15 protein-coding genes and 1 tRNA gene are annotated in these 18,865 nt (G+C 73.7%); 9 read left to right on the top strand and 7 right to left on the bottom strand.

Annotated elements, in window-relative coordinates:
* Positions 1-23: 23 nt before the first annotated feature.
* Positions 24-1,448, bottom strand: coding sequence for a D-arabinono-1,4-lactone oxidase (locus EYB28_RS17690; RefSeq protein ID WP_240930627.1), 1,425 nt, complete (start codon positions 1,446-1,448; stop codon positions 24-26).
* A gap of 90 nt (positions 1,449-1,538) precedes the next feature.
* Here EYB28_RS17690 and EYB28_RS17685 point away from each other — a divergent pair, with 90 nt between their 5' ends.
* From EYB28_RS17685 to rlmB, 4 genes are all read left to right on the top strand, one after another.
* Positions 1,539-2,726: an alanine racemase gene (locus EYB28_RS17685; protein ID WP_166850652.1), complete on the top strand. Its 1,188-nt coding sequence runs from the start codon at positions 1,539-1,541 to the stop codon at positions 2,724-2,726.
* A gap of 61 nt (positions 2,727-2,787) precedes the next feature.
* On the top strand, positions 2,788-4,089 hold the full coding sequence (locus tag EYB28_RS17680; protein ID WP_240930626.1) for a low temperature requirement protein A: 1,302 nt from the start codon (positions 2,788-2,790) through the stop codon (positions 4,087-4,089).
* Positions 4,090-4,098: 9 nt separating this feature from the next.
* Complete coding sequence (gene cysS, locus EYB28_RS17675) at positions 4,099-5,529, top strand: cysteine--tRNA ligase (protein ID WP_166850649.1); 1,431 nt, start codon at positions 4,099-4,101, stop codon at positions 5,527-5,529.
* Positions 5,530-5,597: 68 nt separating this feature from the next.
* Positions 5,598-6,578: a 23S rRNA (guanosine(2251)-2'-O)-methyltransferase RlmB gene (rlmB, locus tag EYB28_RS17670; protein ID WP_166850647.1), complete on the top strand. Its 981-nt coding sequence runs from the start codon at positions 5,598-5,600 to the stop codon at positions 6,576-6,578.
* 85 nt (positions 6,579-6,663) lie between these two features.
* On the opposite strand, the gene EYB28_RS17665 is transcribed toward rlmB, so the two are convergent.
* From EYB28_RS17665 to EYB28_RS17650, 4 genes are all read right to left on the bottom strand, one after another.
* The gene (locus EYB28_RS17665) at positions 6,664-7,965 is read right to left on the bottom strand and encodes a DUF4032 domain-containing protein (RefSeq protein WP_166850645.1); all 1,302 of its coding nucleotides are present in this window, start codon (positions 7,963-7,965) and stop codon (positions 6,664-6,666) included.
* A 144-nt stretch (positions 7,966-8,109) separates the two neighbouring features.
* On the bottom strand, positions 8,110-9,234 hold the full coding sequence (locus EYB28_RS17660; RefSeq protein ID WP_166850642.1) for an ABC transporter ATP-binding protein: 1,125 nt from the start codon (positions 9,232-9,234) through the stop codon (positions 8,110-8,112).
* 228 nt (positions 9,235-9,462) lie between these two features.
* Positions 9,463-10,365 (bottom strand): trehalose-phosphatase, encoded by a 903-nt coding sequence (gene otsB, locus EYB28_RS17655; protein WP_240930625.1) that lies wholly within the window; start codon positions 10,363-10,365, stop codon positions 9,463-9,465.
* 169 nt (positions 10,366-10,534) lie between these two features.
* On the bottom strand, positions 10,535-11,998 hold the full coding sequence (locus tag EYB28_RS17650) for a trehalose-6-phosphate synthase (RefSeq protein ID WP_166850636.1): 1,464 nt from the start codon (positions 11,996-11,998) through the stop codon (positions 10,535-10,537).
* 142 nt (positions 11,999-12,140) lie between these two features.
* On the opposite strand from EYB28_RS17650, the gene EYB28_RS17645 reads away from it, so the two are divergent.
* The 3 genes from EYB28_RS17645 to EYB28_RS17635 all read left to right on the top strand — a co-directional run bounded on the left by EYB28_RS17645 (position 12,141) and on the right by EYB28_RS17635 (position 15,927).
* On the top strand, positions 12,141-13,991 hold the full coding sequence (locus EYB28_RS17645; protein ID WP_166850633.1) for a serine/threonine-protein kinase: 1,851 nt from the start codon (positions 12,141-12,143) through the stop codon (positions 13,989-13,991).
* Between the two features lie 90 nt (positions 13,992-14,081).
* Positions 14,082-14,909 carry a thioredoxin domain-containing protein gene (locus tag EYB28_RS17640; RefSeq protein ID WP_166850630.1) on the top strand — a complete coding sequence of 276 codons (828 nt, stop codon included), beginning with the start codon at positions 14,082-14,084 and terminating at the stop codon, positions 14,907-14,909.
* Positions 14,910-15,851: 942 nt separating this feature from the next.
* Positions 15,852-15,927: transfer RNA gene (locus EYB28_RS17635), tRNA-Thr, on the top strand.
* Between the two features lie 14 nt (positions 15,928-15,941).
* Here the strand turns inward: EYB28_RS17635 and EYB28_RS17630 are convergent.
* Both EYB28_RS17630 and EYB28_RS17625 read right to left on the bottom strand, forming a co-directional pair.
* On the bottom strand, positions 15,942-16,820 hold the full coding sequence (locus EYB28_RS17630) for an SGNH/GDSL hydrolase family protein (protein ID WP_240930624.1): 879 nt from the start codon (positions 16,818-16,820) through the stop codon (positions 15,942-15,944).
* 50 nt (positions 16,821-16,870) lie between these two features.
* Positions 16,871-17,572, bottom strand: a complete 702-nt coding sequence (locus tag EYB28_RS17625; protein ID WP_255461554.1) for a uracil-DNA glycosylase — start codon at positions 17,570-17,572, stop codon at positions 16,871-16,873.
* Between the two features lie 92 nt (positions 17,573-17,664).
* Here EYB28_RS17625 and EYB28_RS17620 point away from each other — a divergent pair, with 92 nt between their 5' ends.
* Both EYB28_RS17620 and EYB28_RS17615 read left to right on the top strand, forming a co-directional pair.
* Complete coding sequence (locus tag EYB28_RS17620) at positions 17,665-18,021, top strand: DUF3263 domain-containing protein (RefSeq protein WP_166850624.1); 357 nt, start codon at positions 17,665-17,667, stop codon at positions 18,019-18,021.
* A 63-nt stretch (positions 18,022-18,084) separates the two neighbouring features.
* Positions 18,085-18,780 (top strand): LytR C-terminal domain-containing protein, encoded by a 696-nt coding sequence (locus tag EYB28_RS17615; RefSeq protein WP_166850621.1) that lies wholly within the window; start codon positions 18,085-18,087, stop codon positions 18,778-18,780.
* The last annotated feature ends 85 nt before the right edge of the window (positions 18,781-18,865 follow it).

Raw genomic sequence — 18,865 nt, 5'->3', positions numbered from 1 at the left:
CTCGCGACCGGGCGCCGTCCGCGTCAGTGCGCGACGCCGAGGACGGCGTCGGTGTAGTCGTTGCGGAAGATGCCGTCGGGGTCGGCGGCGGCGCGGACGCGGGCGACGTCGGCCAGCGGGTAGTGGGCGGCGAGGTCGTCGGCGGTGCGGGTGTGCAGCTTGCCCCAGTGGGGGCGGCCGCCGGCCGCCGTGAAGATCTGCTCGGCCGCGTCGAACCAGCGGTGGCGCGCCATGGCCGCGTACTGGTGGACCGCGACGTACGCGGTCTCGCGCCCGCGCGCGGTCGACAGCCAGACGTCGTCCGCGGCGGCGAAGCGCACCTCGACGGGGAAGGGGACGGGCTCGCCGGAGGCGGTGAGCCAGCCGTCGAGCTCGCCGAGGGCGTCGCGCAGCGCGGCGCGCGGCAGCGCGTACTCCATCTCGGCGAAGCGCACGCGTCGCGGATGGACGAACACCTCGTGCGACGGCGCGACGTACGAGCGCGCGCCCAGGGCCCGCGCGCTCACCGCGTTGAGCCGCGGCACGAGGCTGGGTGCGGCGACCGCCAGCCGGTTGACCATCCCGAACGCGCCGTTGGACAGCACCTCCTCGTCCACCAGGGTGCGGGCCCGCGCCGCCGCGCCCCGCACCGTGCCCAGCACGCCGGAGCGGCGAGCCCGGAGCGCGGCCACGTCGTCGGCCGACGCGCGGTCGTTGCGCAGCGTCAGGGCGCGGCGCGTGCCCGGGAACCAGTAGAACTCCGCGTGGTCGTGGTCGTCGGCGAACCCGTCCAGGTCTTCCAGGACCGCCTCGAGCGGCCACGGCTCCTCGCGGGCGTGCAGCCAGAAGGCGGGCACCACCTCGAGCGTCACCGCCGACAGCACCCCGACGGTGCCGAGCCCGAGCCGGGCCACCTCGAACAGCTCGCGCTCCGCGGCCCCGGCCGGGTCCGCCTCGCCGACGGTGCGCACGCTCCCGTCGGCGCCGACGACGCGGACGCCGCGCACCTGCGTCGCCAGCCCGCCCAGCCGCGCGCCGGTGCCGTGCGTGCCCGTGGAGATCGCGCCCGCCACCGACTGGCGGTCGATGTCGCCGAGGTTGCGCATCGCCAGCCCCAGGGACCACAGGAGGCGGTTGAGCACGTGCAGGCGCGTCCCGGCGCGCACGGTGACGTGCGAGGTGCCGTCCGGCTGCGGCACGACCGCCTCGATCCCGGCCAGGGCGTCCAGGTCCAGGTGCAGCCCGTCGGTCTGCGCGGCCGGGGTGAAGGAGTGGCCGGCGCCGATCGCGCGCACCCGCACGCCGTCGTCGGCGGCGCCCCCGACGACGGCGGCGAGCTCCGCCTCGTCGTGCGGGGCGGCGCGGCGGGCTGGCCGCCACGAGGCCGTGCGTCCCCAGGTGCGCACCGGCGGCGCGGCGGGCGCCGCGGCGGACGAGGGCGGTGTGCTGGCGACGGTGCTCTGGCTCACCGTGCACACTCTGCCACGCCCCCGGTGCCGTGCGGGAGAGGGGCGTCGGCGCTGGTGGGGGCCGCCCGGGCGAGGTGTAGCGTGCGACCCATGAGCCTCACCGCGCGGCTGGGACGTGCGACGGCGCACCTCCCGGCACCGGTCGCCGTCGTCGACCTGGACGCCTTCGACGCCAACGCCGCCGACCTGCGCCGCCGCGCGGGCGGGGCCCCCGTCCGCCTGGCGAGCAAGTCCGTCCGGGTGCGCGCCCTGCTCGACCGGGCGCTGGCGTCGGGGTTCACGGGCGTCATGGCGTACTCGGTGGCCGAGGCCCTGTGGCTGGTGGGCACCGGGGTGCGGGACGTGCTCGTCGGCTACCCGAGCGTCGACCGCCACGCCCTGGCGCGGCTCGCCCAGGACGTCACGGCACGGCGCGAGATCACCCTCATGGTCGACGACGTCGCCCAGCTCGTGCCGCTGCGGGACGCGCTCGCGGCCGGTGACGGCGAGGCACCGCCGGTGCGGGTCTGCCTCGACGTCGACGCGTCGCTGCGGGTCGGCCTCGGGCGGTGGCGGGCGCACCTCGGGACCCGTCGCTCGCCGCTGCGCACGCCCGGCGACGTCGCGACGCTCGCGGCCCGCGTCGGGGCCGTGCCCGGCGCCCGCCTGCGCGGCCTCATGCTCTACGAGGCCCAGGTGGCGGGCCTGCCCGACACCAGCCCGGCGGTCCGCGTCGTGAAGCGGTGGTCGGTCGCCGACGTCGACTCGCGCCGCGGCGCGCTCCTCGCCGCCGCGGCGGACGCCGCCGGGCACGGCCTCGACCTGGTCAACTCCGGCGGCACCGGGTCGCTCGAGACCTCTGCCGCGGGCCCGCACGTCACCGAGGTGACGGCGGGGTCCGGCCTGTTCACCCCCGGCCTGTTCGACGGCTACCGGTCGTTCCGGCCGCGGCCCGCCGCCTTCTTCGGGCTCGACGTCGTCCGCGTGCCGGCCACCGGGTGGGCGACGGCGTTCGGCGGCGGCTACGTGGCCTCGGGCCCCGCGGGCCGCTCCCGGCTGCCCCGCGTCGTGACGGACGGCTGGGCGCTCACCGGTCCCGAGGGCGCGGGCGAGGTGATGACGCCGCTGCGGCGCCGGTCGTCCGGCGCGCGGCCGCTGCGCGTCGGGGACCGGGTGTGGATGCGCCACGCGAAGGCCGGCGAGCTCATGGAACGGTTCGCCGAGGTGCACCTCGTGCGCGGCGACGAGGTGGTCGACATCGTGCCGACCTACCGCGGCGAGGGCCGGGTCTTCGGCTGAGGCACCCCCTCCCGGCGTGCCGCCGCGTGCCCGCGAGGTGTGCCGCCGCGATCATGAGCCCATGACCGACCCCCGCCAGGGCCACCCGTCCAGCCGTCCGGCGGCGCCGCTGCCCCGGGTGCGCCGCATGTCCGGCCGCGACCCGGGCGACTCGCACCGCCCCGCCACCCCGCTCGAGCTGCTGTTCGACCTCGCGTTCGTCGTGGCGTTCGGCGTCGCGGGCGAGCAGGCCGCGCACCTCGTCGCCGAGGGGCACGCCGCCTCCGGCGTCGTCGGGTTCTGCTTCGCGATGTTCGCCGTCTGCTGGGCGTGGATCAACTTCTCCTGGTTCGCGTCCGCGTTCGACACCGACGACTGGGTGTACCGCGTCACGACGATGGTCCAGATGACGGGCGTCATCGTGCTCTCCCTCGGGCTGCCGGAGATGTTCCACTCGATCGACGAGGGCGATCAGGTCCACAACGAGGTCATGGTCGCCGGGTACGTAGTCATGCGGCTCGCGATGCTCGTGCAGTGGCTGCGCGCGGCCCGGCAGTCGCCGCGGTGCCGCCGCGTCTGCCTCACCTACGCCCGCGCGCTGGTGATCGCCCAGGTGGGGTGGGTCGCGCTGGCGGTCGCGCCCGTGTCCGTGGGGACCTTCTTCGCGCTCGGCGCCCTGCTGGTCGTGGTGGAGACGGCCGGCCCCGTGGTGGCGGAGCGGCTGCCCTCGGGCGACGACGGACGGCGGGGGACACCGTGGCACCCGCACCACATCGCCGAGCGGTACGGCCTGCTCGCGATCATCACCCTCGGCGAGGGCGTCATCGGCACGGTGGCGTCGTTGACCGCCGTCGTGGAGGGCCAGGGGTGGAGCCTCGACGCGGCCGTCGTGGCGCTCGCCGGCACCGGGCTGACCTTCGGGCTGTGGTGGACCTACTTCATCACCCCGGCGGGAGACCTCCTCGCCCGCCACCCCGAGCGGTCGTTCGGCTGGGGGTACGGGCACATCGCCCTCTACGCCTCCCTGGCCGCCGTGGGTGCCGGCCTGCACGTCGTGGCGTACGGGCTCGAGGGGCACACCGAGCTCGGCCCCGGAGCGGTGATGCTCTCCGTCGCCGTGCCCGTGGCCGCGTTCCTGCTGGTCGACTACCTGCTGTTCTGGTCGCTCGCCCGGCGCGTCCACCGGTTGCACCTGGCCCTCCTGGGCGGGGGAGTGGCGACCGTCGTCCTCGCCGTCGCGCTGGTGGAGGCCGGGGCGCCGACGTCGCTCGGCCTGGTGGTCCTCATGCTCGCGCCCGCGGTGAGCGTCGTGGGGTACGAGGCGCGCGGCCACCGGCACGTCGCCGCCCTGGTGGGTGGGCCCGGGCCGGAGGGTGGCCGGTAGGCTGGACCGGTGAGCCTGCGCCTGTACGACACCGCGACGCGCGACGTGCGCGACTTCGTCCCCCGGACCCCCGGCGAGGTCGGCATCTACCTGTGCGGCGCGACCGTCCAGGCGTCACCCCACGTCGGGCACCTGCGGCCCGCCGTCGCGTTCGACGTGCTGCGCCGCTGGCTCGAGCGCAGCGACCTGCGGGTGACGCTGGTGCGCAACGTCACGGACATCGAGGACAAGATCCTCGCCAAGGCCGCCGCGGCCGGCGTCGAGTGGTGGGCGCACGCCGCCACGTACGAGCGGGAGTTCGCCCGGGCCTACGACGCGCTGGGGGTGCTGCCGCCCACCTACGAGCCGCGGGCCACGGGCCACGTGCCGGACATGACGGCGCTCATGGAGCGCCTCGTCGAGCGAGGCCACGCCTACACCACCGGCCCCGGGGACGTGTGGTTCGACGTCCGCTCCTGGCCGGCGTACGGCGAGCTGACGCGTCAGCGGCTGGAGGACCTCAACCCGGAGCCGTCCGACGACGACGGCCAGTCCGCCGGCGCCAAGCGGGACCCGCACGACTTCGCGCTGTGGAAGGCGCCCAAGCCGGGCGAGCCGGCGACGGCGGCCTGGGACACGCCGTTCGGGCGGGGCCGGCCCGGGTGGCACCTCGAGTGCTCCGCGATGGCCCAGCGCTACCTCGGCGACACGTTCGACATCCACGGCGGCGGCCTCGACCTGCGGTTCCCGCACCACGAGAACGAGCAGGCGCAGTCCCGCGCCGCCGGGTTCGGGTTCGCGCAGCGGTGGATGCACTCCGCCTGGGTCACCCAGTCGGGCGTGAAGATGAGCAAGTCGCTCGGCAACGGGCTGCTCGTCTCGGAGCTGCTCGCCCAGGTCCCCGCCCCGGTCGTGCGCTACGCGCTCGCGGCGGTGCAGTACCGGTCGATGCTCGAGTGGTCGCCCGACACCCTGGACGAGGCACGCAGCACGTGGGAGCGGCTTTCCGGGTTCGTCGAGCGCGCCACGGAGCGGGTGGGCGCGGTCGCCGCCGAGGAGGTGCGCAAGGCGGAGCTCCCGCCGGCGTTCGTCGCCGCGATGGACGACGACCTCAACGTGCCCGCGGCGCTCGCCGTGGTCCACGAGCACCTGCGCGCCGGCAACTCGGCGCTGGCGGAACGGGACGACACCACCGCGAGGACCGAGCTGGTCGCGCTCCGTGCGATGCTGGACGTGCTCGGGCTCGACCCGGCCGACCCGCAGTGGGCCGCGGGGGCGGGCGACTCGCGGGCGCGCGCGGCGCTCGACGCCCTCGTGTCCGCCGAGCTCGAGGCGCGGGCCGCGGCCCGCGCGGCGAAGGACTGGGCCACCGGCGACGCGATCCGCGACCGGCTGGCCGCGGCCGGCGTCGTCGTGCAGGACTCCGCCGACGGCGCCCGCTGGACGCTCGAGAACGACTGAGCCGCGCTCTCGGGCGGAACCGCAGCCTCGGGCGACATTGACACGACTGATCGAAGGGGGACCACCCCATGGCAGGTAACTCCAGGCGCCAGGGCGCCATGCGCAAGCCCGGCAGCAAGAAGGGCGCGCAGGTCGGCACCGGCGGCCACGGCCGCAAGGCGCTGGCCGGCAAGGGGCCGACCCCGAAGGCCGAGGACCGCACCTACCACCCGGCGCACAAGCGCAAGGTGGCCGCGGAGAAGCGCAAGGAGACCCAGGCGGGCAAGGGCGCGGCGAAGGGCGTGGTGCGCGGCACGCGGCGTCCCACCGGTGGCGCCGAGGTCGTGGCGGGGCGCAACGCGGTGCTGGAGGCGCTGCGCACCGACATGCCGGTGACGGCGGTGCACCTCGCGGCCCGCATCGACCACGACGACCGGACCCGCGAGATCCTGGAGCTGGCGTCGGTCAAGGGCGCGACCCTGCACGAGTCGACCCGCACCGAGCTGGACCACCTCACCGAGGGGTCGGTCCACCAGGGCGTCGCGGCGCAGGTGCCCCCCTACGACTACGCCGACGTCGACGACCTGCTCGACGCCGCGGCGCAGGCTGGTGTGGCGCCCCTGTTCGTGGCGCTCGACGGCGTGACCGACCCGCGCAACCTCGGCGCCGTGCTGCGCTCCGCGGGCGCGTTCGGCGCGCACGGGGTGATCGTGCCGGAGCGTCGCTCCGCGAGCGTGACGGCCTCGGCGTGGAAGGTCTCGGCCGGTGCCGCAGCGCGCGTTCCCGTGGCCAAGGTGAAGAACCTGTCGCGCACCCTGGCCGAGCTGAAGAAGTCGGGTGTGTTCGTCGTCGGGCTCGACGCCGGCGGGGACAGCGAGGTGCGGGACCTGGGGTTCGCCACCGACCCGCTGACGCTCGTCGTCGGGTCCGAGGGCAAGGGGCTGTCCCGCCTGGTGCGGGAGACCTGCGACGCCGTCGCGTCGATCCCGATCTCGTCGGACGTCGAGTCGCTGAACGCCGGCGTCGCCGCCGGCATCACCCTGTACGAGGTCGCCCAGGCCCGCCGCTGACCCGGCCGCTCGCTGTGGGTACACACTTGGCGTGGATTCCCCGGGGAATCCACGCCAACTGTGTACCCACAGCGCCGGGGCGGGGTCAGGTCGAGAGGTGGAAGTGGTCGTCCTCGGGGGCGGCGTCGGGGCCCGAGCCGAGGTCGTCGTCGAGCTCCGGGTCCTCCTCGCCGGGGGCGAGGCCGAGGATCGCCTTCTCGTCGGGCCGGTGCCGCAGCACGTTCTCGACGTACGACGTCGTCGTCTCGTCCATCGGCACGTCGCGGCCGGCCCGCTCCGAGATGAACCACCGGTGGTCCAGGATCTCGTGGAACAGCTGGGCCGGCTCGAGCTTGCGGCGCAGCTCGCGCGGGACCGCGCGGATGGTCGGGTGGTAGACGTTCTGCAGCCAGTCGTGCGCGACGAGCTGCGGGTCGTCCTCCTGCCGGTCCGTCGCGGCCTGGTAGGAGTCGAGGTCGTTGAGCAGCCGCCGGGCCTGGTTGTCCTGCACGTCGAGGCCGGTGAGGCGGAACAGGCGGCGCGAGTGGTGGCCGGCGTCGACCACCTGCGGCTGGATGCGCACCGTGGTGCCGTCGATGTCCGTGGTGATCGACAGCTCACCGACGTCGAACCCCAGGTTGTTGAGCCGCTCGATGCGGGCCGCGACGCGCCAGCGCTCGTCCGAGGCGAACGACTCGACGCCGGTCAGCGCCTCCCACAGCTCGGTGTATCGGGACACCAGGGCGTCCCCGATCGCGAGCTCGTCGACGTCGTCGTCCAGCAGCTCGCCGGCGGCGAGGTCCATGAGCTCGCCGATGATGTTCGTGCGGGCCAGGTCGACGTCGTACGTGCGCTGGCCGCTACTGAGCTCGCGGTGCAGGTCACCGGTCTCGGCGTCCACGAGGTAGGCGGCGAACTGGTGGGCGTCCCGCCGGAACAGGGTGTTGGACAGGGAGACGTCGCCCCAGTAGAAGCCCGCGAGGTGCAGGCGCACGAGGAGCACGGCGAGCGCGTCGATGAGCCGGGCGGCGGTGTCGGGCCGCAGCGCCTGGCTGAACACGGCCCGGTACGGCAGCGAGAACGCCAGGTGCTCGGTGACGAGCGCGGCCTCCAGCGGTTCGCCGTCGTCGTCGACCCGCCCGGTGACGACGCCGAGGGGCATGACGCTCGGGATCTCCAGCTTGTGCAGCTGGCGCAGCAGCCCGTACTCGCGGAACGCGACCTGCTCGCTGATCTCCTTGATGGCGAGCACGCGCCCGTGCAGGCGCACGAAGCGCACCACGTGGCGCGAGATGCCGCGCGGCAGGGCGGCGAGGACGTCCGCGGGCCAGTCCGCCAGCGGGACGCGCCAGGGCAGGTCCAGCAGCGCGGAGTCGGGGGTGGCCGACGTGATCTGCAGCTGTTCCACGTGGCCTCCGTCCGTCGTGCGCGGCGGGCGTCGCCCGTCGCGGTCCCCGCCGTCGTCGGGACGGCGGATCGCAGGTCAGCGTAGACGACGGGCGGGCCCGGCTGCTCGCCGGACCCGCCCGTCGTTCGCGCGACAGCCTGCTGGTCAGACCAGGCGGTTGCCGGTGGACGGGGAGAACAGGTGCTCCTGGTCCGGCTGGATCGCCACGTGGATGGTGTCGCCCTTCATGGGGACGTCGCGCGGGTCGATGCGCACGATCACGTGGTTCTCGCCGGCGCCGGACTGCACGTGGGCCTCCGACGCCGCCGGGCCCACGAGGGTGCCGTAGACGAACGCGTCGGAGCCGAGCTCCTCGACGAGGTCCACCGCGACGGGCATGGCGCCCACCTCGTTCTCCGAGACGCGGTTCAGGGCCTCCGGGCGGAAGCCGACGACGATCTTGCCCTCGTCGGCGTCGGTGAGCTGGTCGAGCGCCTCGCGCTTGAGCGGCAGGCGGGCGGCGCCCACGTGGGCCTCGCCGCCCTCCACGTTGAACGTGGCGATGTTCATCGCCGGCGAGCCGATGAAGCCCGCGACGAAGACGTTCGCCGGGGTGTCGTACATCTCGCGCGGGGTGCCGACCTGCTGGAGCAGGCCGCCCTTGAGCACGGCGATGCGGTCACCCATGGTGAGCGCCTCGGTCTGGTCGTGCGTCACGTAGACGGTCGTGACGCCGAGGCGGCGCTGCAGCGACGCGATCTGCGTACGGGTCTGCACGCGGAGCTTGGCGTCGAGGTTCGACAGCGGCTCGTCCATGAGGAACACGCGCGGCTGGCGGACGATCGCACGGCCCATGGCGACACGCTGACGCTGACCGCCGGAGAGGGCCTTCGGCTTGCGGTCGAGGTACTCGGTGAGGTCGAGGATCTTCGCGGCCTCCTCGACGCGCTGGCGGATCTCGGCCTTCGGGGTGCCGGCGATCTTCAGCGCGAAGCCCATGTTGTCCGCCACCGACATGTGGGGGTACAGGGCGTAGTTCTGGAAGACCATCGCGATGTCGCGGTCCTTCGGCTGGACGTCCGTGACGTCGCGGTCGCCGATGAAGATGTGCCCGCCGTTGACGTCCTCGAGACCGGCGAGCATGCGCAGCGAGGTGGACTTGCCGCAGCCCGACGGGCCGACGAGGACGAGGAACTCGCCGTCCTCGACGTGCAGGTTGAGCTGGTCGACGGCGGGGCGCTCGGTGCCCGGGTAGATGCGCGTCGCGTGGTCGAAAGTGACCGTGGCCATGTTGGTTCCCTCCACCGGCAGGTACGTGCCGGACGATCCGTTGTAGACGGGTGCCGTTGCTTCCACGACTGGCGTGTCGGCGGTGACACATTCTGTTGTCGTGCGCGTCCGGTGCGCCTCACGTCGCCGTGAGCCTCGCCGGAGCGTGCGGGTCGATCGTACATGCCTGTGACGTGGGTCATGTCATCGCGCTGGTCAGGGCACGGTCAGAGCGCGGTCAGGCCGGCGTCACGGCGCCGACCCGGGCGTCGGCGGGCCGGGCGGGACCTGCCGTTCCAGGGCGTCGGCGAGCCGCTCGAGCGCCTCGGCCAGGGCGTCGGCGTCCTCGACCCGGTGCGCGGCGACCGTGGGGCCGGGCCCCACCTTGATCCCCAGGTCGTCGGGGCCGAGCACGCCGAACGCCGCCTCGTCGGTGGTGTCGTCCCCGGCGTAGAGCACGAGCGCGGGCACGTCGGAGCGGTCCGTCAGCGCGTCGCGCAGCGCCTCGACGGCGAGGCCCTTGGACGTGGGCACGACGGCGACCTCCACGACGTCCTTGCCGTGCATGGCGTGCAGCCCCAGACGGTGCGCCAGGTCGTCGACGTCCGCGGCCGCGGCGCGCGCGTCGTCGGCGCCGGCCAGCCGGGTGTGCAGGACGGCGGCGCTCGGCTTGTCCTGCACCCACGTCCCCCGGCGTCCGTCGACGGCGTCCTGCATGCCCTCGCGCAGCCGCTCGAGCGTCTGCGCCTGCTCCGGGGTGAGGTGCAGCGGGACCGCGTCCACGCCGTCCGCCGTCATCCGGCCGGTCTCGGCACCATGGCTGCCGACCAGGTAGGTCCCCGGCGGCACGCCGGCGCGGCCGGCGAGGTCGGTGAGGTTCCGTCCCGACACGAGGGCGAGGCGCAGCACGTCGCCGCCCGCCCGGGAGGTCAGGGCGGCCAGGCGGTCCACGGCGGCGCGCGCCGCCGGGGTCATGACCGCGGCGAGCGGGTCGTCGACGAGGGGTGCGAGGGTGCCGTCGTAGTCGAGCGCGACGAGCCGCGCGCACCGCGGTGCGCGCGGTGCGGCGGGGCCGGCGAAGGCGCGCAGCGCGTCGGACGTCGTCGGCGGTGCCGCGGTGGGACCGCGGCGGGTTGTGGGTCGGTCGTTCACTGGCTCCTCGTTCACAGGTCGTCGTTCGGGGCGCCGGGCACCGTCGCGCCGGCGCGCGGCGGGCCACCCGGCTCAGCGCCCGGCCGGCGCCGCTCGGGCACGCGGCCGGGGACGGCGCGGCCCCGGACATGGTGGCCGCCGGAGGCCGGTCCCGTCGAGGGCCGCCCGGTCACACGTGGCTCGTCCGCGGCGGCATCGCCGTCAGGACGCCGAGGAAGCTCTGCGACCACTTCGCGACGTCGTCCGCCACGACCTTGCGCCGCAGCCGCCGCATGCGCCGGCGCTGCTCCTTGGGGTCCATGTGGGCGGCCGCCACGATGATGTCCTTCATCCCGTCGATGTCGTGCGGGTTGCACAGCAGCGGCCCCGGGGCGAGCTCGTCGGCGGCGCCGGTGAACTCGGAGAGCACGAGCACCCCCCGCTCGTCCGACCGGGCGGCGACGTACTCCTTGGCCACGAGGTTCATGCCGTCGCGCAGCGAGGTGACCAGCATGACGTCGGCCGCGAGGTACAGGGCCGCCATCTCCGCGGGCGGGTACGAGTGGTGCAGGTAGTGGATGGCCGAGTGGCCGAGCTCCCCGAACTCGCCGTTGATCCGCCCGACGAGCACCTCGACGTGCTCGCGCAGCTCCTGGTACGCCTCCACGTTCTCGCGGCTGGGGCTGGCGACCTGCACGAGCGTGCAGTGGCCGACGTCGAGCCGGCCGTCCTGCAGCAGCTCGCCGTACGCCTTGATGCGGTGCCGGATCCCCTTGGTGTAGTCGAGCCGGTCGACGCCGAGCATCATCACCTCGGGGTCGCCGAGGTCCGCACGGATCTCCTTCGCGCGGGCCTGCACCTCCGGGGACCGGGCGAGCCGGTCGAAGTGCGCCGAGTCGATGGAGATCGGGAACGCCGCCGCGCGCACGTGCCGGCCCGGGCGGCCGTCCTCGTCGTTGACCGTGATGATCGGGCCGCGCGTCGTGTGCTTCGTCAGCCGGCGCACCGACCGCACGAAGTTGGACGCGTCGCCGCCGCGCTGGAACCCGATGAGGTCGGCCCCGAGCAGGCCCTCGACGATCTGGTGCCGCCACGGCAGCTGCTGGAACAGCTCCACCGCGGGGAACGGGATGTGCTCGAAGAAGCCGATGCGCAGGTCGGGCCGCAGGTCGCGCAGCATCCGCGGCACCAGCTGGAGCTGGTAGTCGTGCACCCACACGACCGCGCCCTCGGCCGCCTGTGCCGCGGCGGCCTCGGCGAACCGCTGGTTGACCCGGCGGTAGGCGTCCCACCACTGCCGGTGGTACGCGGGCGGGGAGATCACGTCGTGGTAGAGCGGCCACAGCGTGTCGTTGGCGAACCCCTCGTAGTAGCCCTCGATCTCGGCGCGGCTGAGCGTGACCGGCACGAGGAGCATCTCGTCCGCCTCGAACGGCTCGTGCTCGAGGTCGGGTGCACCGGACCACCCGACCCACGCGCCGTCGGCCTCGCGCATCACGGGCTCGAGGGCGGTGACGAGGCCACCGGGCGACCGCTGCCACGACACCCCTCCCGAGGCGTCGACCGTGACATCGACGGGCAACCTGTTCGCGACCACGACGAGGTCGTAGCCGGGCGAACTGTCAGATTTCTTTGACGATCCTTGACCAGACAACGGAGCCCTCTCCACGAGTCTTTGAACAACGTCTTCCCTGGACAGGGTAGCGAGGTCGCTCTTGGCGCCACTGTAGCGACGCGTGTCGGCACCCGCGCTCGCACGGCGCGCCGCACCGTGCTACGGCCGCTACGGTGAGCCCATGGGAGAGGTCGACACGGTGCGGGTCCCGGGCTCGGGGCAGGACGCCGGCCTTCCGGCAGGCGCCGAGGTCGGTGGGTACACCGTGGTGCGCGCCCTGGGTCGCGGCGCCATGGGAGCGGTCTACGAGGCCGTCGACGGCGGCGGGCACGCCGTCGCGCTCAAGGTGCTGCACGCGCACGTGGACGCGGACCCGGCGGGCCGGGAACGGCTGCGGCGCGAGGCCGCCGCCCTGCAGCGGCTGCGCCACCCGGCGGTCGCCCAGGTCCTCGACGCCGAGCTCGACGGCCCCTATGCCTTCGTCGTCACCGAGCTCGTCGACGGCGTGACGCTCGAGGACGAGGTCGACGCGCGCGGCCCGCTCGACGCCGCCGACCTGTTCTCCCTGGCCGACCAGCTCGCCGACGCGCTCGAGGCCGTGCACGCCGCCGGCGTCGTGCACCGCGACCTCAAGCCCTCCAACGTCATGGTCACGGCGGCCGGCCCCGTCCTCATCGACTTCGGCATCGCCCAGGGCCCGGGGGACGCCCGCACCACCTCGACCGGGTTCGTCATGGGGACCCCCGGCTACATCGCGCCCGACCTGCTCGACGGTGGCGACCCCGCCGAGCACACCGACTGGTGGAGCTGGGCCGCGCTGCTCGCGTTCGCGGCCACCGGCCGCTCACCGTTCGGCGTGCGGCCCACCGAGCTCGTCCTGCGCCGTTCCCGCGAGGGGAGGGCGGACCTCGTCGGCCTCCCGTCGCGCACCGCGCGGGCGCTCGCGGGCGCGCTGCAGGCGGACCCGGGCGTGCGCTGGGGGCCCACGGACGTGGTCCGGGCGATGCGCCGCGACCTCGACGACGCGCTCGCCGCGTCGGCCGAGGGCCCGCCGGCGGACGCGGACGCGACCCAGCGGATCGTCCAGGGCGACGAGACGCAGCGGGTGGGGCTGCCGACGCAGGCGGTCGGCGGCGCGGCCGCGGCCGGCGCGGCGGCCGTCCCGCCCCCGCCCCCGCCGCCCCCGGCGAGCTACGCGCCGGCCACCGGCGCGACCCCCGCCGTCGACCCCGGCGACCCCGGCGACCCGACCCAGACCATGACCGCGCTCGAGCGGGACCGCCTCGCGGCGCAGGACGGGGGCACCCGCGCGCTCCCCGTCGGCGACGTGCGCTACAAGGGGTACGAGGAGCTCGTCCAGGAGCTGCCCGCCGAGCCCCGGGCCCCCGAGCCGTACGTGCGGCCGGAGCACCCGCGGCGCCCCGGCTCCGCGTTCGCCCTCGCCCTGCCCCTCGTCGCGCTCGCGGCGACGCGGCCGCTCATCGCGTTCGGTGTGCTCCTGGTGATCGTCGTCGTGTGCCGCATGGTCGCCACGTCGGGCGACGCGCTGCACCGCCGGCGTGAGCGCCGCGGGGTGCGCGGGTCGGACGGCGTCGTCGCCACCCTGCTCTTCCCGTGGCACGCGCTCGTGGGGGCGCTCGGCGTCATCCCGGCCGCCCTGGTGGGCGCGTGCGCCGCCGGGCTGGCCGTGCTCGCGAGCTGGTGGCTGTTCGGCGCGGGGCACCTCATCGTCGTGCCGCGCACGGACATCGAGGCCAGGTCCGTCGGCGGGATGAACGAGGACATCGTCTTCAACGCGCTCCTCGCCCTGGCGATGGTCATCGCCCTGGCCGCCACCTGGTTCGGCCCGGCCGGACGCACGGCGCGCGAGGGCGGCCGGGCGCTCCTCGCCCGCGTGGCGCCCGGCAGGTGGGGCGCCCTGGCGTTCGTGGTGGTGTGCCTGGTCGTCACCGGGGCGCTGGCTGCGCCGCTCCTGGACGCCGCCCCGACGATCACCTGGTGGCCGCTCGAGGGGCCACCCGAGGTGCTGTAGCGCGGGTACGCTGGGGACCGCCCTGCTCCTGCTCGACGCGGCCCGCGGGCCGCCGTCACGCACCTGCCCGAAGGGATCCCCGAGGACACGATGTCGACGAAGAACCCGAACATGACCAAGGCGCAGCGCCGTGAGGCCGCGCGCGCCGAGGCCCTCGCCCTGCGCGAGAAGGAGCAGCAGCGCGACAAGCGCAACCGGATCATCACGCTGAGCGTCCTCGCGGCCGCGCTGGTGGCGCTCGCCGTCGTCGTCTGGTTCATCCTGCGCGAGGGCGAGAAGAAGACCGTCGACGAGGTCCCGCTGTCCGAGGTCTCGATGCCGGCGACCGCGCAGGACGACGGCGGCATCCCCGTCGGCGCCGACCGGGTGGCGGGCTCCACGAACGAGGGCGCCCCCGTGGTCGACGTCTACCTCGACTACATGTGCCCCGTCTGCGGACAGTTCGAGCAGATCAACGCCGCCGACATCGACACGATGATCGACGACGGCGACGCCACGGTCGTCTACCACCCGGTGACGATCCTGGACCGCCTGTCCCAGGGCACGGAGTACTCCACGCGCTCGGCCGCGGCGTCGGCGTACGTCGCGGACCAGGCGCCGGAGGCCTTCGCCGAGTACAACGCCTTGCTCTTCGCGAACCAGCCGGCGGAGAACTCCGAGGGCCTGACGGACGAGCAGCTCGCGTCGTACGCGGAGGAGGCCGGCGCGGACTCGAGCATCGCCGACGCCATCGCTGACGGCACTGCCCGAACGACGTTCGGCCAGTATGTGTACTCCGCAACGAAGGAAATATCCGACTCGGTTGATCGGTTCGGGACGCCCTACGTGTTGGTCGACGGAGAAGTGATCGGCATCCAGACGTGGAGTGAACCCGGGGCGCTCGCAGATACCGTAGCAGCAGCATCTTCAGAGGGTTAGGTTAGAGAAGACTCTTGAATGCCGTGGGTCGCAGATCAGGGCACGGAACGCTTCGGTAAGCTCCCAAAGTGGGAGGCCGAAGGGTCCCGTGCCCTGATTCGCTTCAGCAGCTAGCCGATGACCTCGTAGGAAACAGGTCCAATGATTGCTCCCCATCCGCAACTGAACGGAAAGAGTTGGCTGCCGCCAGGCGCCGTCCACTTCTTGGAGAATATGGCGTCAGTTCCAGGAGTGCACTTGACTGTGTAGCGCACCGTGCCGCTTCCGGAGCACGAGTGGACCACGTAATCCTGCCCGTTGAAGTTGTCAAGTGCCGCGGGGCCGCACGATAGAGATGCCGCATTTGCTGGTTGGGCTACAGCCAGGGTCCCCAATGCGAAGAGTCCGGCCAGTGCGATTCTGATCGTCTTCATATCTTCTCCAGTCACACAAACACGTAGGTGCTCAGGCCGATGATCGGATTTGCTTGCCCGCATGAGACTCGAAAACGCGTGGACTCGCCAGCAGGTCCAAAGTAGTGCGTGTACTGTACGTCTGGTCCTACGCAGCTGATCTTGTATGTGACAGTAGTGCCGCCATCGCACGAGTGGGTGATGTACCCGTTGTATAGCCCGTCGCGCTGGAAATCTGCTTGGCCACAGACGTTCTTGGCCTCGGCAGAAGGGGCCGTTGCGGTCGGTGCGATGGCGATAAACCCGAGGGACAGTATGAATACGGCGGTGAGTATTGCGATCCGCTGTCGTGCGTGCACCATTTACTACTCCTTCACGAGGTGGTTGCCCCCTGTGAATCGTTACACTACAAGCCACCTCGTGATGTGCAACACGTAGCGCACTGGACGCCGTCACCGGCGGATCCGAGGGCTGAGCCCGCCCTCCCGCACCGGAGCGCGGCCCGGCCGCCCGGCACCGCAGGTGACCGGGTAGGCTGGGCCGCGCTTCCGCCGCCTTAGCTCAGCTGGTAGAGCACTCGCCTTGTAAGCGAACGGTCGCCGGTTCGAATCCGGCAGGCGGCTCCATCCCGACCGACGGCTCAGTCCGTGCGGTCCGACGGCGGCCAGGCGATCGGCGTCGGCCATTTGGGGGAGAGCCCGTCCCCGCTGGAGACGTGCCTGATCCGGCGCTGGACCCACGGCACCACGTGCGTGCGGGCCCACTTGGTGTTCGCCTTCGCGCGCTCGACGAGCGCCAGCGGCGGCGTCGGGTCGAGGGGGGTGCCGTACGTGTCGTCCTCGGGCGCGAGGCCCAGGCCGACCAGGGCGGCGTCGGCCACGCGGCGGTGTCCCTCCGGCGTCAGGTGGATCCGGTCGTCCGACCACATGCGCAGGTCGAACAGCGGATCCAGGCCCCACAGGTCGAGCACGTGGGCCCCGTGGCGCCGGGCGATCGTCCAGATGTTCGCGTTGTACTGGCCGACGCGGCCGCGCGTCCAGCTCAGCGCCCCGTCGGCCTTGAATCCCGTGCCCATCAGCACGTCGGTGCCCGCGGCTCGGATCGTCGCCACGGCCCCTTCGAGCTCGGCGGAGAGCACGTCGATGTCGGCCTGCGGCCGCAGGATGTCGTTGCCGCCGCCGACGAGGGAGATCAGGTCGGGCTTCGCCGCCAGGGCGACGTCGACCTGCTCGTCGAGGATGTGGTGCAGCAGGCGGCCGCGGATGGCGAGGTTCGCGTATTGCAGCGGCGCCGCGCCGGCGGCGGTGCGTCGGGCGGACAGGGCGTCGGCGAGGCGGTCGGCCCACCCGCGCTGCGTCGCGGTGGACTCGGTGCCGGCGGGCGCGGGGGTCCCGTCGTCGAGCGGGTAAGGGTCCCAGAGGCCCTCGGTGAAGGAGTCGCCGATGGCGACGTACCGCGTCCAGCGCGGGGCCGTGGGAGTGGTGCCGTCGGGGTGCTCTGCGGGTGCCTGCGTGGTCACCTCGTCATTGTGCCCCCGCCGCGGCGGGGGTTGCTCGGGGCGACGAGAGGTCAGGGCAGGTGCCAGTCGACCGGGGCCGCGCCCTGTTGCTCGAGCAGCGCGTTCACCCGGGAGAACGGGCGCGAGCCGAAGAAGCCGCGGTACGCGGACAGCGGACTGGGGTGGGGGCTCTCCACGCAGGGCACGTCGCCGAGCCACGGCTTGAGCGACGACGCGTCGCGGCCCCATAGGATCGCGACCAGCGGGCCGCCGCGCGCCACCAGCGCCTTGATGGCGGCCTCGGTGACCTGCTCCCAGCCCTTGCCCCGGTGCGAGGCGGGCGCGCCGGGGCGGACCGTGAGGACCCGGTTGAGCAGCATGACGCCCTGGTCGGCCCACGGGGACAGGTCCCCGGTGGTCGGCGGCGGGGCGCCGACGTCCTCGGCGAGCTCGGTGAAGATGTTGACGAGCGACTTCGGCAGCGGCCGCACCTGCGGCTGCACGGAGAAGGACATACCCATGGGGTGGCCCGGGGTGGGGTACGGGTCCTGGCCGACGACGAGCACCCGGACGTCCGCGAGCGGCCGGCGGAAGGCGGCGAAGACGTTCTGCCCGTCGGGCAGGTAGGTGCGGCCGGCGGCGACCTCCGCGCGCAGGAAGTCGCCCATCGCGTGGATCTGCGGCTCGACGTGGGACAGCGCGGCCGCCCAGTCGGGCGCCATCACCGTCTCGAGGGGTGGGCGGGTGCTCGGGCCGGCCGTCGTCGTGTCCACGTCCGCGACGCTAGCGCACCGACCCGCCGGACTTGCGGCACGCCCGGCGGCGTCGTCGGTCCTGGGCGGTGGGTCGCGCATACTGGGACGTCATGAGCGAGATGCTGGTCCAGGAGGTCCAGCCGGACCCCGAGTCGGCGTCCGGCACGACGACGGACGCGCCTGCCGCGGGCGACGGGGCGGGCGAGCTCTCGGACAGGGACCGCGAGATCCTCGCCTTCGAGCGCCAGTGGTGGAAGTACGCGGGCGCCAAGGAGCAGGCGGTCCGTGAGCTGTTCGACATGTCCGCGACGCGTTACTACCAGGTGCTCAACGCGCTGCTCGACTCCCCGGCGGCGCTCGAGCACGACCCGATGCTGGTCAAGCGGCTGCGACGGATGCGGTCGAGCCGTCAGCGCGCCCGGTCGGCGCGGCGCCTGTCCGACGACAGGGCGTCCGGACAGGGCTGATTTCCGGCCCCGGTTGGAGAGGGCCTGGACTTCGCGGCAGGCAGAGCGGCTACCCTGTCCGCCGTGAGCAAGAGCCATTACTCCTACCCGCCAGACGAGTTCGACGTCCGCGGGCCCGAGGGCACGCCGGTCGGCGTGCATCGCGAGCCGCGCAGCGGGTGGAGCTCGGTGTGGCCGTTCCTCCTGGTGATCGTGATCTGCGGTGGTGTCGCCGTCGGAGCGGTGACCTTCCTGTCGCGGGACGGAGAGCCTTCCACGCCCCCCGCCGCGGAGCAGAGCGGCGGCGCGGCGGCCGGCGACGAGGGCTCCGGCTCGGGTGACGAGGCCACCGACGGGGCGACCGACGAGGGCGCGTCCGACGAGACCTCCGAGGAGCCCGCGGACGAACCGTCCGAGGAGTCGAGCGAGGAGCCGTCCGACGACGCGAGCGAGGAGCCGTCCCAGGACGTCGCCGCGCTCGTGGACGCCGCCGACACCAGCGCGTACGTGCGCGTGCTGAACGACGGCGGGCCCAGCGGCGAGGCCGGCCGCGGCGCCGAGGCTCTCGAGGCGCAGGGCTTCACGACGGTGCAGGCCGACAACTACCCGGACGACTCGGGCCAGACGGCGAACGTCGTCTGGTACGTGGCGGGCCGCGAGGACACGGCGGCGGCGGTGGCGGCGATCCTGGGCGTCCCGGCCGAGGAGACCTCCGAGCAGGCGCTCGGGGACGGCGACGTGATCGTCGTCGTCAACGAAGAGCTTGCCGTCGCCGAGTGATTCCCGGCCGTCCCGAGGAATGAGCAACGGAACGGTCATATCCGACACTCCGGACACAAGTCCTTCCCTCGGTGCGACGCGCGCC

Origin of the sequence: Isoptericola sp. BMS4 (genome assembly GCF_011634835.1) — a bacterium.
Classification (GTDB): domain Bacteria; phylum Actinomycetota; class Actinomycetes; order Actinomycetales; family Cellulomonadaceae; genus Isoptericola.
Note: the sequence above shows the minus strand (reverse complement) of the source record. Positions and strands in the feature narration are given on the sequence as shown.